Source organism: Falsiroseomonas stagni DSM 19981 (genome assembly GCF_900114315.1).
Classification (GTDB): Bacteria; Pseudomonadota; Alphaproteobacteria; order Acetobacterales; family Acetobacteraceae; genus Falsiroseomonas; species Falsiroseomonas stagni.
This window is the reverse complement of record NZ_FOSQ01000005.1, coordinates 92,429-107,097: the sequence shown is the minus strand read 5'-3', so window position 1 is coordinate 107,097 and position 14,669 is coordinate 92,429. Positions and strand designations below refer to the sequence as shown.

Below are 14,669 nucleotides of genomic sequence, written 5' to 3'. Positions count from 1 at the left end.
GCCCTTGTCCTACTCCCACTCGATCGTCCCGGGCGGCTTGCTCGTGATGTCGTAGGTCACGCGGTTGATGCCGCGCACCTCGTTCACGATCCGGTTCGACACCCGGCTCAGGAATTCCATGGTGAAGGGGTAGACGTCGGCCGTCATGCCATCCGTGCTGGTCACCGCCCGCAGCGCGCAGGCCATGTCGTAGGTGCGGCCATCGCCCATCACGCCGACCGTCCGCACCGGCAGCAGCACCGCGAAGGCCTGCCAGATCGCGTCATAGAGGCCGGCGTTCCGGATCTCCTCCAGGTAGACCACATCCACCTGGCGCAGCAGGTCCGCCTTCTCCCGCGTCACCTCGCCGGGGATGCGGATGGCGAGGCCCGGCCCCGGGAAGGGATGCCGCCCCACGATCTCCTCCGGGATGCCGAGTTCGCGGCCCAGCACGCGGACCTCGTCCTTGAACAGCTCCCGCAGCGGCTCCACCAGCTTCATCCGCATGCCCTCGGGCAGGCCGCCGACATTGTGGTGGGACTTGATGGTCACGGAGGGGCCGCCGGTGGCGGAGACGCTCTCGATCACGTCCGGGTAGAGCGTCCCCTGCGCCAGGAAGTCGGCGCCGCCGACCTTGTTCTGCTCCTCCTCGAACACCTCGATGAACAGGCGCCCGATGGTCTTGCGCTTGATCTCGGGGTCCGTGGCTCCGCTGAGCTGGCCGAGGAACAGCTCGCTCGCATCCCGGTGCACCAGCTTGATGTTGAAGCGGTCCCGGAAGGTGGCCACCACCTGCTCGGACTCCTTCGCCCGCATCAGCCCGTGGTCCACATAGATGCAGGTCAGCTGGTCGCCGATCGCCTCATGCAGCAGCACCGCCGCCACCGAGGAATCGACGCCGCCCGACAGCCCGCAGATCACGCGCCCCTGGCCGACCTGGGCGCGGATCTTGGCGATCATCTCCGCGCGGAAGGCGCCCATGGTCCAGTCGCCGCGGCAGCCGCAGACCAGGTGGGTGAAGTTCTTGAGCAGAGCCGCGCCATGCGGGGTGTGCACCACCTCCGGGTGGAACATGGTGCCGTAGTAGTGGCGTTCGTCATTGGCGATCAGGGCGAAGGGAGCGCCCTCGCTCGCCGCCACAACCCGGAAGCCCGGCGGCAGCTGGGTGATGCGGTCGCCATGCGACATCCACACCTGCTCCCGCGCCCCCTTGGCCCAGACGCCCTGGGTGATGGCGCAGTCGCCCGTCACATCGATGAAGGCGCGGCCGAACTCCCGGGCATGCCCGCCCTCCACCACGCCGCCCAGCTGATGGGCCAGGGTCTGCTGCCCGTAGCAGATGCCTAGCACCGGCAGCCCCGACTCGAAGACGTAGTCCGGCGCGCGGGGGCTCGCCCCCTCCGTCACGCTGGCCGGGCCGCCGGACAGGATGATGCCCTTGGGGTCGAAGGCGCGGATGCGCGCCTCCGGCGCCGCGTTGAAGGGCCAGATCTCGCAATAGACGCCGCTTTCGCGCAGCCGCCTGGCGATCAGCTGCGTCACCTGGCTCCCGAAATCGAGCACCAGGATGCGCTCATGCCGGGCGGGAATGTCGGGGAGGGTGTCGGGGTTCGTCATGGCGGGTGCAGAACACAACCCCGCCGCCGGGGCAAGCGCGAAGCCTGCCTAGCTGCCCTCCGGCGTTGTCAGGGTCGCGGCGAGCAGAACATCGATGGGGTCCCACACCATGGCCACCTGCTCCACCCCCTGCCCGGCGACGCGGATCGACTCCCGCATCGCCATCCGCCCGCCGAGGTGCCGGTAGAAGAAGCGGCTGGGGTTGTCCTCCAGCACCCAGGCCATGGCCGAATTGCAGCCGATCGCCCGCAGATGCGCCGCCATCGCCCGCATCAGCCGGCGCCCGACCGCGCGTTCCCGGAAATCATCCAGCACATAGAGGGTCTCGACCTCGCCCTCCGCCAGGCCGCGCCGCCGCGCCCGGCCGCCGGAGGCGAAGCCCACCACCGCGGCCTCCCGCGGCACCGGCCCGTCCCCCTCCGGCGTCGGCTGGTCGCCCCCGCCGGCGGTCGCGACGAAGACGGCATGGCCATCGCGGCGGTCCATGATCGCCCGCTCATAGAAGGCGGTCATCCGCGGTTCCGACAGGCTCGCGAGGTAGCGTTCCCCCAGGATCCCCGCATAGGCGCTGCGCCAGGCGGCGACATGCACCGCCGCGATCCCAGCGGCATCGCCCGGCCGGGCGCGGCGAATGCAGATCATCGGACTGTCCCCGCCGCCCGCGCCATCAGGCCGCGCGCCGCTGCATCACGGCCGCGAAGAACCCATCCGTGCCATGCCGCGCGGGGGACAGCGCCATGCAATCCGCCTCCACCGGCGCGGTCACGCCCGGCGCGAGCCCGGCCCAGAGACCCGGGACCGGCACCGCCTCGAAATCGGGATGGCGCTGGAGAAAGCGCTCGACCTGCACCTCATCCTCCTCCGGCAGCAGCGAACAGGTAGCGTAGACCAGCCGCCCGCCCGGACGCACCAATTCCGACGCATCGTCCAGGATCGCCGCCTGCTTCAGCACCAGCTCCGACAGGTCACGCGCATTCGTGCGGATCCGCGCATCCGGGTTGCGCCGCCAGGTGCCGCTGCCCGTGCAGGGCGCATCCACCAGCACCCGGTCGAATTTCCGCGAGTTCCGCTTCCGCCACTTGTCGCCGGCGGCCAGCAGATGGCGCTCTGCATTGTGCACGCCGGCGCGGCGCAGGCGCTTGCCCGCCCCCTCCAGCCGTGTCGCGGAGACATCGCAGGCGACGATATGGCCCTTGTTGTCCATGGTCGCCGCGATCGCCAGCGTCTTGCCCGCCGCCCCCGCGCAGTAATCCGCCACCCGCATGCCGGGCTTCGCATCCGTCAGCAGGGCGATCAGCTGGCTGCCCTCGTCCTGCACCTCCACTAGGCCCTCCAGATAGGCGCGGGTCGCGCCCACCGGCCGGCGGTCCGCCACCCGCAGCCCCCAGGGCGACAGCGGCGTGATGGAAGCCGGCACGCCTTCCCCGGCCAGGGCCGCCAGCACCAAATCCCGCGTGCCCTTCAGCAGATTGGCCCGCAGGTCGAGTGGCGCGGCCTCCTCCATCGCCTCGGCCTCCTTCGCCAGGGCGTCGCCGAAGCGCGCCTTCAGGCCCGGCAGCGCCCATTCCGGCAGGTTGAGCCGCGGCCCTTCCGGCATCTCCGGATGGATCAGCGGGCGGCCTTCCAGCTTCTTCAGCACCGCCAGCTCATGCTCGGTCAGCGGCCCGGCGCAGAACCGCTCCCCCGAGAAATTCTGGGCGATGCCGTCGATCACCCAGCCTTCCGCCACCAGCAGGTGCCCCGCCACCAGCAGCCGCGCGCCGGGCCGGGTTTCCCCCACGGCCCCGAAATGCCAGGCGAGGCGCAGCCGCTGCCGGATCACGCCCCAGGCGCGGTCGGACACGTTGCGCCGGTCCGAGCTGCCGATGTAGCGGCGGGCGCGGAAGAAATCATTGGCGATGCCATCGGCCGGGCGGCGGGGCGAAGCCTCCACCGCGGCCAGCAGGTCGATCGCCGCGGCAAGCCGCGCAGCAGGGGTCATTCAGAGAATCCGATCAGGCAGTTCGGCGAGGGACGCGATCCGTCCCTCCGCCAGGCGATCCAACCCGTATTCCTCGGGCTGTCTTTCCCCATTATGGGGGGTGCGGTTGAGCCAATAGACGCGGCAGCCGAAGCGTGCCGCCCCATAGGCATCCCAGGCATTGCCCGAAATGAACACAATGTCACGTGGCGCGCAGCCGAAGCGCATGGCGGCCAGCGCATAGACGCGCGGCGCGGGCTTGTAGATGCGGAGGTCATCGACCGACAGCACCGCATCCAGCCAGGGCGCCAGCCCCGCCGCCCCCACCGCGGCCGCCAGCATGGCGGGGGAGCCATTGGACAGGATGGCGGTCGCCACCCCCTTGGCCCGCAGCGCCGCCAGCGCCGGCGCGGCATCCGGGAAGGCATCCAGTTCCTGGTAGGCCGCCAGCAGCGCCTGGCGCAGCCCGGCATCGGCGATGCCATGGGTCGCCATCGCCACGTCCAGCGCGCGTTCGGTCAGCGCCGCGAAATCCTCGTAGTCGCCGGTCTGGGACAGGATCCAGCTGTATTCCAGTTGCTTCGCCCGCCACAGCGCCGACAGCGCCGCGGCCTTCCCGCCACCCGCATCCCCGCCTGGTCCGCCGATCCGCGCGGCATGGCCGCCGACCGCCGCATGCACGTCCAGCAGCGTGCCATAGGCGTCGAAGACGCAGGCGCCGACCGCGGTGGGCCGGGGCGCCGGGGGGGATGCCATGATCGTCAGTTGTCCTTCCTCCCGCCGATGGTCGCCCCGCCGGGCGCCGGGGGCAAGCACCACGCTTGCGGCCCGATGCCATACGGGCGGGAACGCCGCGCGGATCAGCGCCGTCCTTCACCAAGGCGCGATGTGTTTCAAACGGTTGCGCGGCCCTTGCGGCACGCCCCCGCGCCGGGCTCATCTGCTGGCGGGCGCGCATCCGGCGCGCCCCCAAAGGACCGCGCGCCCCCGGTGCGCCGCAGAGGACAGAACAATGCTGAGGACGATCGCCGCCGCCGGTGTGATGCTGGTCATGGCCACGGCCGGGGTGCTGGCGCAGCAGAAGGGCGCCGCGCCCAATGCCACGCCGAACTGGCAGGCGCCGCCGCGCTACGCCACCGCCAACCTCCGCGCGGGGTTCGAGCCCGATCCGCATCAGGTGCAGGTGGAAGCCGGCGGGGACCGGGAAGCCACCGGCATCGGCCCCGATTGCGCCGGCTGGATCGACTTCTCCAAGCCCGATGTGGACCTGAACTACACCGCCGGCGAATACCCGCTCTACATCTCCGTCGTCGCCGGCGTGGACACGACGCTGGTCATCAACGATGCCGCCGGCCGCTGGATCTGCAACGACGATTTCGATGGCGTGAACCCCGGGATCATCATCCAGCGCCCGGCGAGCGGCAACTACAACATCTGGATCGGCACCTTCGAACGCGGCGCCCCCCAGCGCGCCACGCTGCGGATCAGCGAGGTTCCGCCCGCCCGCCGCTAGCCACCGCCTTGCGGGGGCTCGGATGGAGGCAGGCCCTGCCCCGAGGCCCCCCGACCTCCCGCCGCTGCAACAGCCCCGGTAGCGGCGCCCGCGCCCCTCCGCCATGATGCGCCCCGGTGGCAGGAGGCTCCACGCCAGCGCGCATGACAGGCAGCGATCGCCAAGGGAACAGGCCCGGCCCGGCCGGGCGCGCTGCTGCGCGTCGCGTGCAGGCCCTGCTCCTCCTCTCACCCCTGCTGGCCTGCGCCCCGCCCCCGCCCCCGGCCCCAACCGCCGAGGCCCCGGTCGCGGCGGTGCCGGAGGACCGGATCATGCTGCCCCCCGTGCTGCCGGGCCGCGGCGGTGTTGCGCGGATCCGGCTGCTGGACCTGTCCGACGTGGCCGATCCACCGCCCCCGCTGCCTGTCGCGCCCGTGATCCTGGCCGCCGCACCGGCGCCAGCGCCCCAACCGGTCGCCGCCGAGCCAGCACCGGAACCCGTGGTCGCCGCGCCGCCGCCCGAATCCGTCGCCTCGCCGGCCCCCGTCGCCGCCGCGCCAGCGACCGCACCCGTTTCCACCACGCCGGCGCCCGCATCCGACGCCGTCGCGCCAGCGCCCATCGCCACCGCGCCAGCGCCCGCTCCCGTCGCCACCGCGCCCGCGCCCATCGCCACCGCGCCAGCGCCCGCACCTGTCGTCGCCACGCCGGCGCCCGCCCCCGTCGCCGCCGCGCCGGCGCCCGCACCTGTCGCCGCCGCGCCGGCACCCATCCCCGCCGCGCCAGCGCCCGCACCTGTCGTCGCCACGCCGGCGTCCGCCCCCGTCGCCACCGCGCCGGCGCCCGCACCTGTCGCCGCCGCGCCGGCGCCCGCACCTGTCGCCGCCGCGCTGGAACCGGCACCCGTCGCCGCCGCGCCGGCGCCCGCGCCGGTCGCCGCCGCGCCGGAACCGGCATCCGTACCCCAGTCCGCCGCGCGGCCCGCACGCGTGGTTTCCGCGCCGGCAGCCACGGCGCCGGCCACTGCACCGACCCGGCCCGCCGAGGCTTCCTCCACTGCGGAAGCCCCAGCCCCCCGCCTCCCTGGGCCGGTCGGCGCGGCGCCCCCGCCCGTCATCCTGGCCACCGACGCGCCAGCCCCGCGCCCGGCCTCCCCGCCCGGGCTCCGCGTCCAGATCACCGCCGCGGGCAGCGAGGCCGAGGCCCAGCGCCACTGGGACAGCTTCGCCGCCCGCCTGCCGGACCTCGCCGCCGGGCGCACGCCGATCATCCTGCGGGTGGAGCGGGACAATGCGCCGCCCATCTTCCGCCTCCGCCTCGCCGGCTTCGCGAACCGGGAGGAAGCGGAACGCTTCTGCGCGCGCCTGGCCGAACACCAGTTGCCCTGCTGGATCAGTTCCTGAACCGGCCGCGCGGAAACCGCTGGCCTTTGCGCGCCAGTTCCTGTTATGTTCCAGGCATCATCCGGGATAGCTGCGCGCGGCGCCCACCAGGGCCACGCTGGGGGTGCCACGGGAAGCGGCACCACGAAAAACGCGACTAAATGCCCATAAATCGGCTAATCGGCATAATTCATAGTATTTTGCGAAAACAATGAGTTGCGGGAAAAAGGGCGCCGTGGCGCCCCTCCTTCAGCCCTCCAGCCGGTAGTTCGGCGCTTCCCGCGTCACCGCCACGTCATGCACATGGCTCTCCCGCAGCCCGGCATTGGTGATGCGGCGGAAGCGGGCGTTCTTCTGCAGGTCGGGCACGGTGGCGCTGCCGGTATAGCCCATGGCGGCGCGCAGCCCGCCCACCATCTGGTGGATCACCGTGCCGACCGGGCCCTTGTAGCCCACGCGACCCTCGACGCCTTCCGGCACCAGCTTCAGCTTGTCGGAGACCTCAGCCTGGAAATACCGATCCGCGGAACCCCGGGCCATGGCGCCGAGCGAGCCCATGCCGCGATAGGATTTGTAGGACCGGCCCTGATAGAGAAACACCTCGCCCGGCGCCTCATCCGTGCCGGCGAAGACGCTGCCCATCATCACGCAATCCGCGCCCGCCGCGATCGCCTTGGCGATGTCGCCGGAGGACCGGATGCCGCCATCGGCGATGCAGGGCACGCCCTTCTCGCGGCTCGCGATGGCGCTTTCCATCACCGCCGTCAGCTGCGGCACGCCGACACCGGCCACGATGCGCGTGGTGCAGATGGAGCCCGGCCCGATGCCGATCTTCACGGCATCCGCGCCGGCCTCGATCAGCGCCAGCGCGCCTTCCGGCGTCGCCACGTTGCCAGCCACGATCTGCACGGAATTCGACAGCTTCTTGATGCGCTCGATCGCGCGCAGCACGCCGCCGGAATGGCCATGCGCGGTATCGACGACGATGACATCGACCTCCGCCGCCACCAGCAGCTGCGCGCGGAGGAAGCCATCCTCGCCAACGCCGGTCGCGGCCGCGGCGCGCAGCCGGCCCATCGCATCCTTCACCGCGTTGGGGTTGGCCTGCGCCTTGTCCATGTCCTTCACGGTGACCAGGCCGACGCAGCGGAAATGGTCGTCCACCACCAGCAGCTTCTCGATGCGATGCTTGTGCAGCAGGGCGCGCGCGCGCTCCGGCGTTACATCCGCATCCGCCGTCACCAGATTCTCCCGCGTCATCAGTTCATAGACGCGCAGGTTGGGATCGGTGGCGAAGCGCACGTCGCGATTGGTGATGATGCCGACGAGCCGCCCGCTGTCGCGTTCCACCACGGGAATGCCGCTGATGCGGTGGTTCTCCTGCAGCGCGCGGACCTCGGCCAGCGTCTGGTCGGGGTGGATCGTCAGCGGGTTCACCACCATGCCCGATTCGAACTTCTTCACCCGCCGCACCTGCGCGGCCTGGTCCTCGGGCGAGAGATTCTTGTGGATCACGCCGATGCCGCCGGCCTGCGCCATGGCTATGGCCATGGGTCCTTCCGTGACCGTGTCCATCGCCGCTGCCACCAGCGGGATGTTGAGCGAGATCTCCCGCGTCAGCCGCGTGCGCGTGTCGGTCTCCGCCGGCAGCACGGTGGAGTAGGCGGGCACCAGCAGCACGTCGTCGAAGGCGTAGGCCTCCTCGAAGCGCGGCAGGGCCGCCCGGGGCACGTCGGGTGATGAAACTGCTTCGGGGGAGCGCGCCATGGCGGGAGCCTCTTTCGATCCGCAACCTTGGCGGCCCCGCCTACACCGGAAGCGCCCTGCCCGTCCAGGGCGATACGGTGACGTATGCATGGCGCGGGCGCCTGGGATGCAGGACGCGGGCGCCTGGGATGCAGGACGCGGGCGCCTGGGATGCAGGGCGCGGGCGCCTGGGATGCGCTGGCGGCGGGCAGGATGTGAACGCAAGCCGCCGATGGGCGTTGGGGGGCCGGACCCGACACGCACAGAGGATACCAAAGCTTCATGTCCGGCAGCATCACCTTCACCCTGATCGAGGACGCCCTGACCGAGGCCGGGGAGGCCGTCTCCGGCGCCGTCACCACCATCACCGGCCCGATCGAGGTGCCCCAGCCCGCCGAGGTCGTCGACACCGCCGCCGTCGATGTCAGCGACCTGATCGACGACATCGCCGACCTCCCGGCGCCCCAGGCCGTGGCGGATTTCATCGCCAACCTCGATGACCTGAACTTCGCGCGGCTGGAGGGGCTGCTCGACCAGTTGCCGCCGGAATACCGCGGCCCCGATGCGACCGGGGAAGTCCGCACCGGCCTGTCCGACTTCCTGCAGATCCAGGTCGAGGTCGGCGCCGCGCTCTCGGCCACCGCGCGCGTCGTCAACACGCTCGGCCCCGATGCCATCGCCATGCAGGTGCGCGGCTACGACTTCGCCATCAACGAGCAGTACAACGACGTCGAGTCGGGCTTCTCCGCCATCAAGGTCCTGCCGGCCGATGGCGGGCCGATGATCTTCGTGATCGACGGGCTGGAGGTCGGCTCCATCGCGGACACCGTCGCCGCCGTCGATCTCGGTGGCCTCCAGGTCCGCTCCGCCGCCTTCCAGGCGATGATCGCCGATGCGGTGGAGGCGCAGGCCACGCTCGGCCGCGGCGTGCAGTTCGTCGGGCCGAGCCTCGGCGGCGCCGTCGCGCAGGTCGCGGCCTATGAGGCGGCGGAGGCGCTGATCGCCGCGGGCCTCCCCACCGCCCCGGGCACGGTCCGCCTGCTGACGGTGGACGCGCTGGGCGGGCGGGATGCGGCGGAGGCGCTGAATGGCGGCACGCTCGATCCCGCCGTGCTGAACGTCATCAACGCGCTGAACATCCGCACCGAAGGCGACCTCATCAGCCGCATCGGCAGCCATGTCGGGGAGACGCTGTCCTTCCAGGCCGTGGACGCCAATGGCAGCCCGATCGCCGTCACCGCGGCGGATGCACATGTGAACGTCGTCTCCCTGCTGCGCACGCTGCCGGACCCGACGCTGTTCAATGCGGGCGTGCGCGGCGCGCCGGAGGAGGTCAGCGGCTTCGCCCTCGTCGCCAATGCGCTCGGCCGCGGCATCGCGGATGGCTACCTTGCCGGCGGGGAGCGGGATGATCCGAATGCGCTGGTGCCGCTGCAGGTGCCGGGCGAGGCGGCGCTGGTGAACAACAACACGCTCTACCGCCTCGACGCCGACAGCAACGGCACGCTGGACCTGGCGGTGCTGACCAGCCAGCCGGTGTCGCAGGCCATCGCGGACCTGGTGCTGTAGGAGGTTACGCCTTGCCGCCGCGGAAGCCGGTCGCGACCACGTAGAGCTCCGCGCTGTCCTTCCGGCTGGCCGGCGGCTTGGCGTGGCGCACCACCGCGAAATCCCGCTTGAGGGTCGCGAGGAACTCCTTCTCCGACCCGCCGGCGAGGACCTTGGTCACGAAGCCGCCGCCGGGCGCCAGCACGCGCCCGGCGAAATCCAGCGCCAGCTCCGCCAGCGCCATGATGCGGAGGTGGTCGGTGGCGTTGTGGCCCGTGGTGTTGGGCGCCATGTCGGACAGAACCAGATCCGCCTGGCCGTCCAGCGCGGCCAGCACCGCCTGCTCCGCCGCCGCTTCCTGGAAATCGCCCTGGATCAGGATGGCGCCCGGGATCGGGTCCACCGGCAGCAGGTCGATCGCCACCACCTTCGCCGTCGCCCCCGCCCGCGCCAGGGACACCTGCGTCCACCCCCCCGGCGCCGCGCCGAGGTCCACCACCCGGCTGCCCGGCTTCAGCAGATGGAACTTGTCATCCATCTGTTCCAGCTTGAAGGCCGCCCGGCTGCGCAGCCCGCGCGCCTTGGCTTCCTTCACATAGGGGTCGTTCAACTGGCGCTCGAGCCATTTCTGGCTGCCGATGGTCCGGCCTTCCGCGGTGCGCAGCCGGGTCTTCAGCGCGCGGTCCGCGGGCCTGGCGCCGCCCTTGGTCTGCTGCCGGCCGGGGACGGAGGTGCTGGGCGGCTTGCCGCCGGGTGTTTTCGCCATGGCCGGGCAATACGCCCTCAGGCCGTCCCGTGCCAGCCGCGGGGTGCCGCCCGCCGCGCGCCCACCAGGCGATCGGCCCGCATGAGGCGCAGCAGGATGCCCTCCCGCAGCCCGCGATCCGCCACCGTCAGCCGCGGCACGGGCCAGACGCGGCGGATGGCGGCATAGACGGCGCAGCCCGGCAGGACGAAATCCACGCGGTCCGGCCCGACGCAGGGATGCGCCGCCAGCCCATCCCGCCCCAGGGCGAAGAGGTCCCCCAGCGCCTGGTCGGCCACGCAGGCTTCCAGCGTCTGCCCATCCACCAGCGGGCGCCGGTAGCGCGGCAGCGCCATGGCGACGCCGGCCAGCGTGGTCACGGTGCCGGAGGTGCCCATCAGCCGCACGCCGCCCGCGCGGATCTCCTGCCCGATGCAATGGACGGCATCGAAGCCCGCGAGCTTGGCCGCGACCTCATCCACCACCGCGTGGAAGCCCGCCTCGGTGAAGCAGGATGGGCCGCAGCGTTCGGAGAGCGTGACCACGCCGACGGGGACGGAGATGTAGCCGATCAATTCCGGCACCTGGCGGCCGGGATGGATGCGGATCCAGGCGATCTCGGTCGATCCGCCGCCGATGTCGAACAGCAGCGCCCGCCGGTCCCCAGGCTCCAGCAACGGCGCGCAGGATTCCATGGCGAGTTCCGCTTCCTCCCGCGCGGAGATGACGCGAAGGCGGAGGCCCGTCTCGGCCTCCACCCGCGCCAGGAAGGCGGCGCCGTTGCCGGCGCGGCGGCAGGCCTCCGTCGTCACGGCCTGCAGCGCCCGCACGGGGCGCCTGGCCAGTTTGTCGGCGCAGTTGCGCAGCGCCGCCACCGCCCGGTCCATCGCGGCGTCGGAGAGGTTGCCCGTGGCGCCCAGCCCCTCACCCAGCCGGACGATGCGGCTGAAGCTGTCCACGACCCGGAAATTGCCCCCCGGCGCGGGGGTGCCGACCAGCAGGCGGCAGTTATTGGTGCCGAGGTCGAGCGCCGCATAGGCCCGGGACCCGCAGGAAGCCGCGACATCCCGCGGGCGCAGCGCCGCCCCGGCCGACGGCAGGGCGCCGCAGGCATCGAGGGCTGGCGCGGCATCGGCCGCCTGGTGCGCATCCTTCGTCATCATGGTCCGGGCGCCCGCCCCGGGATGAGGCGACAAAGGGCGGGCGCGCCCCATGATCCGGCCATGACGCCGCGGGGGCAAGGCAATTCCGAGTCGCCGCCCCGCGGGACCTGCGGCAGCGGCTATCCCGCCAGCGGATCAGGGATGATCTGGATGAAGAAGTTCCCGGGCAGAAGATCGGGCGCCCCATCCAGCCAGGCGACGATGACGCCGTCACCCTGTTCACCCTCGGCATGCCAGGAGAGCAGGCCGGTCGCCCGGTTGTAGACGACCTGCGCCTCGTCACCCTCCGGCGCGCCGGTCAGCGTGATCCCGAAGGTGGCCACGCCCAGCGACCGGTCGATGAAGGTGAACCGATCCTCCTCCGGGTTGAAATCCATGATCCGGTGCCGTGCGCCGAAATCGAAGATGGCGAAATCATCAGCCCCGGCGCCGCCGGAGACCGTATCCGTCCCGCCGTCCCGGGTATCGAGGATGATGGTATCGTCGCCGGCGCCACCCTCGATGAGATCGCTTCCCGCGCCACCGATCAGGACATCGCGCCCATCGCCGCCCAGCAGCGTGTCCCGGCCGTCCTCACCATCCAGGACATCCGCACCGCCAAGCCCGACGAGGCTGTCGCCCCCCTCCATGCCGGATATCGAATCAGCCCCCAGGCTGCCCAGCATCGTATCGGTGCCGCTGCCACCGGCTGCAAGGCCGCCGTCTTGGTCCGCCAGCAGGCCGAGCATGTCCGACAGGCTGATGAAGTCCGCCCCCGCGCCACCGTGCAAGGAATCCGCGCCCAGGCCGCCGATCAGCGTATCCGCGCCTTCGTCGCCGGTGATGATGTCGGCGCCGCCGGCGCCCCAGATCAGGTCCCGACCCAGACCACCGACGGCATCCCCGCCGGTGGTGATCGCGTCGGGGGCGATGTCATCATGCAGGTAGATGCGGTCATCACCGCCCCCGCCAACCATGGTGTTTGCGCCCGCACCGCCGAGCATGAGGTCGTTCCCCACGTCACCGTCGAACACATCGTCATCAGCACCGCCGAGGAGGGTATCGGCGCCTGCGCCGCCGCCCAGCGTGTCCCTCCCGTCACCGCCGATCACCAGGTCGGCATGATCTTCCCCAGCCAGGAAGTCATCGCCGCCATAGCCCAGCAGCGTATCGGCGTGTCGACCGCCGATGGCTGAGTCGGCGCCACCGCTACCCCAGACAAGGTCATCGCCATCGCCGCCACCGACCGCACCCCCCATCGTGTCGCCGGAAGGATCACTGTCATCGTTCAGGTAGAGGCGATCATTGCCGGCACCGCCGTTCAAGATGCCGTAGCCGCCATGCCCAACCAGCGTATCCGCGCCACGTTCGCCAGACAACGTGTCGGCGCCACCGCCACCCCAGGCGAGATCATCGCCGTCTCCGGCGACGACGAAACCCTCCATCGTGTCGCCTGAAGGGTCACTGTCATCGTTCAGGTAGAGGCGATCATTACCGGCACCGCCGGACAGCGTATCGGCGCCAGCGCCGCCCATCAGCACGTCATCATGCGCTTCGCCGGACAGGAAGTCGGCGCCGCCATGGCCCAGCAGCGTATCCGCGCCACGGCCGCCCACGACTGAATCGGCGCCGCCGCTGCCCCAGACGAGATCATTGCCATCGCCGCCGCCGGCAACACCCCCCATCGTGTCGCCGGAAGGATCACTGTCATCGTTCAGGTAGATGCGATCATCGCCGTCTTCGCCGGCCAGGAAGTCGGCGCCGCCATGCCCCAGCAGCGTATCCGCGCCACGGCCGCCCACGACAGAATCGTCGCCGCCACTACCCCAGACGAGATCATCGCCGTCGCCGCCGCCGACAGCACCCCCCATCGAGTCGCCTGAAGGGTCACTGTCATCGTTCAGGTAGAGGCGATCATTGCCGGCACCGCCGGACAGGATGTCGTAGCCACCAAGCCCCAGCAGCGTGTCCGCGCCCGCGTCGCCCAGCAGGTAATCCGCGCCCTCCCCGCCTTCGAGCCTGTCGTCATCGTCGCCGCCGGCGAGTTCGTCATCCCCCGCCTCGCCGCGCAGGGTATCGGCGCCCTGCTCGCCAGCGATCAGGTCCTGGCCATCGCCGCCATCCAGATCGTCGTCGCCGGTGCCGCCCAGGATGGCGTCGTCGCCATGCTCGCCCTGCACGACGTCGTTGCCATCGCCCCCCGACAAGGCGTCATCACCCAGCCCCCCGAGGAGCGTATCGTCGCCCTTGCCGCCGAACGCCAGGTCGCCGCCGTCGCCGCCCAGCAGCGAATCATCCCCATCCTGGCCGTGCAGCGTCGCCGCGCCACTGCCGATGGCGATCAGCGTATCCGCCCCCTGCCCGCCGAACAGGCGATCATCGCCCGCCCCGGCTTCCAGGCGATCATTGTCGGCGCCGCCGTGCAGGGTATCGGCTCCGTCGCCGCCCTGCAGCGTATCGTCACCGGCGCCGCCGGAGAGGTAGTGGTCGCTGCCCAGGCCCTGGACCAGGTCATTGCCACCACCGCCGTAGAGGGACTCCTCATCCTCCGTGCCGATCAGCGTGTCAGCCAGCCGCGTACCGAAGCGTTGAAACATTGGGCTCTCCGTTAACGCGGCGGAAGATATCGGCGCCCTCCTTGTGCGCAACGGCGCGATCCTCACGCGGCATCGCCGCCAGGCCCGCGTAAACCCGCGGGATCGTGGACATTTCCGGGAATTGGTCCGCCCCGGCCGCCAATCACAAAGGCGTCATGATGACCGGCCTTCGGGCCTGGCGAGGCGCGCGCGATCGTTCCGGCCGTCCCGATTTCCCAGCCACTGGGAGTTGGCGCGGGGCTGTTGCCGAGCCCCGACCATCATGCTACCTCGCCGCCACGCCACGGACGGCATCACGATGCCACGCTGGTGGGGGATAGTTTAACGGTAGAACTCCCGACTCTGACTCGGGCAGTCTTGGTTCGAATCCAGGTCCCCCAGCCACTCTCCCGACATCGCAGGAAGACACGTCCCGGCAGCCTGCCAGGCCCTTCCTCGCGGCACGAAGACCCCCCTGTCAT

The 14,669-nt window shown here is 71.3% G+C and carries 11 protein-coding genes and 1 tRNA gene; 4 read left to right on the top strand and 8 right to left on the bottom strand.

Annotated elements, in window-relative coordinates; all coding sequences use genetic code 11:
* Positions 1–9: 9 nt before the first annotated feature.
* Genes guaA through BM041_RS14650 form a run of 4 tightly spaced genes read right to left on the bottom strand, consistent with a single transcriptional unit; the run spans position 10 to position 4,312 of the window.
* On the bottom strand, positions 10–1,596 hold the full coding sequence (gene guaA, locus BM041_RS14665) for a glutamine-hydrolyzing GMP synthase (protein ID WP_092960628.1): 1,587 nt from the start codon (positions 1,594–1,596) through the stop codon (positions 10–12).
* 48 nt (positions 1,597–1,644) lie between these two features.
* Positions 1,645–2,238: a GNAT family N-acetyltransferase gene (locus BM041_RS14660; protein ID WP_092960627.1), complete on the bottom strand. Its 594-nt coding sequence runs from the start codon at positions 2,236–2,238 to the stop codon at positions 1,645–1,647.
* A 25-nt stretch (positions 2,239–2,263) separates the two neighbouring features.
* The gene (locus BM041_RS14655; RefSeq protein ID WP_092960626.1) at positions 2,264–3,577 is read right to left on the bottom strand and encodes an RsmB/NOP family class I SAM-dependent RNA methyltransferase; all 1,314 of its coding nucleotides are present in this window, start codon (positions 3,575–3,577) and stop codon (positions 2,264–2,266) included.
* The gene (locus BM041_RS14650; RefSeq protein WP_092960625.1) at positions 3,578–4,312 is read right to left on the bottom strand and encodes a haloacid dehalogenase type II; all 735 of its coding nucleotides are present in this window, start codon (positions 4,310–4,312) and stop codon (positions 3,578–3,580) included.
* Positions 4,313–4,568: 256 nt separating this feature from the next.
* On the opposite strand from BM041_RS14650, the gene BM041_RS14645 reads away from it, so the two are divergent.
* Together BM041_RS14645 and BM041_RS14640 are read left to right on the top strand one after the other, a co-directional pair.
* Positions 4,569–5,069: a hypothetical protein gene (locus BM041_RS14645; protein WP_092960624.1), complete on the top strand. Its 501-nt coding sequence runs from the start codon at positions 4,569–4,571 to the stop codon at positions 5,067–5,069.
* Between the two features lie 206 nt (positions 5,070–5,275).
* Positions 5,276–6,451: an SPOR domain-containing protein gene (locus BM041_RS14640; RefSeq protein ID WP_139226069.1), complete on the top strand. Its 1,176-nt coding sequence runs from the start codon at positions 5,276–5,278 to the stop codon at positions 6,449–6,451.
* 228 nt (positions 6,452–6,679) lie between these two features.
* Here BM041_RS14640 and guaB read toward each other — a convergent pair whose 3' ends face one another.
* A complete protein-coding gene (guaB, locus tag BM041_RS14635) occupies positions 6,680–8,197 on the bottom strand; it encodes an IMP dehydrogenase (RefSeq protein ID WP_092960622.1) in 1,518 nt (505 codons plus the stop codon).
* Between the two features lie 261 nt (positions 8,198–8,458).
* Between guaB and BM041_RS14630 the strand changes: the two genes are divergently transcribed.
* The gene (locus tag BM041_RS14630) at positions 8,459–9,745 is read left to right on the top strand and encodes a hypothetical protein (protein ID WP_092960621.1); all 1,287 of its coding nucleotides are present in this window, start codon (positions 8,459–8,461) and stop codon (positions 9,743–9,745) included.
* Between the two features lie 4 nt (positions 9,746–9,749).
* Here BM041_RS14630 and BM041_RS14625 read toward each other — a convergent pair whose 3' ends face one another.
* From BM041_RS14625 to BM041_RS14615, 3 genes are all read right to left on the bottom strand, one after another.
* Positions 9,750–10,490: an RlmE family RNA methyltransferase gene (locus BM041_RS14625; protein WP_092960620.1), complete on the bottom strand. Its 741-nt coding sequence runs from the start codon at positions 10,488–10,490 to the stop codon at positions 9,750–9,752.
* 17 nt (positions 10,491–10,507) lie between these two features.
* On the bottom strand, positions 10,508–11,632 hold the full coding sequence (locus BM041_RS14620) for a Ppx/GppA phosphatase family protein (protein ID WP_245762095.1): 1,125 nt from the start codon (positions 11,630–11,632) through the stop codon (positions 10,508–10,510).
* 119 nt (positions 11,633–11,751) lie between these two features.
* Positions 11,752–14,208: a calcium-binding protein gene (locus BM041_RS14615; RefSeq protein ID WP_092960619.1), complete on the bottom strand. Its 2,457-nt coding sequence runs from the start codon at positions 14,206–14,208 to the stop codon at positions 11,752–11,754.
* Between the two features lie 310 nt (positions 14,209–14,518).
* Here BM041_RS14615 and BM041_RS14610 point away from each other — a divergent pair.
* Positions 14,519–14,592 (top strand) — tRNA-Gln (locus tag BM041_RS14610).
* The last annotated feature ends 77 nt before the right edge of the window (positions 14,593–14,669 follow it).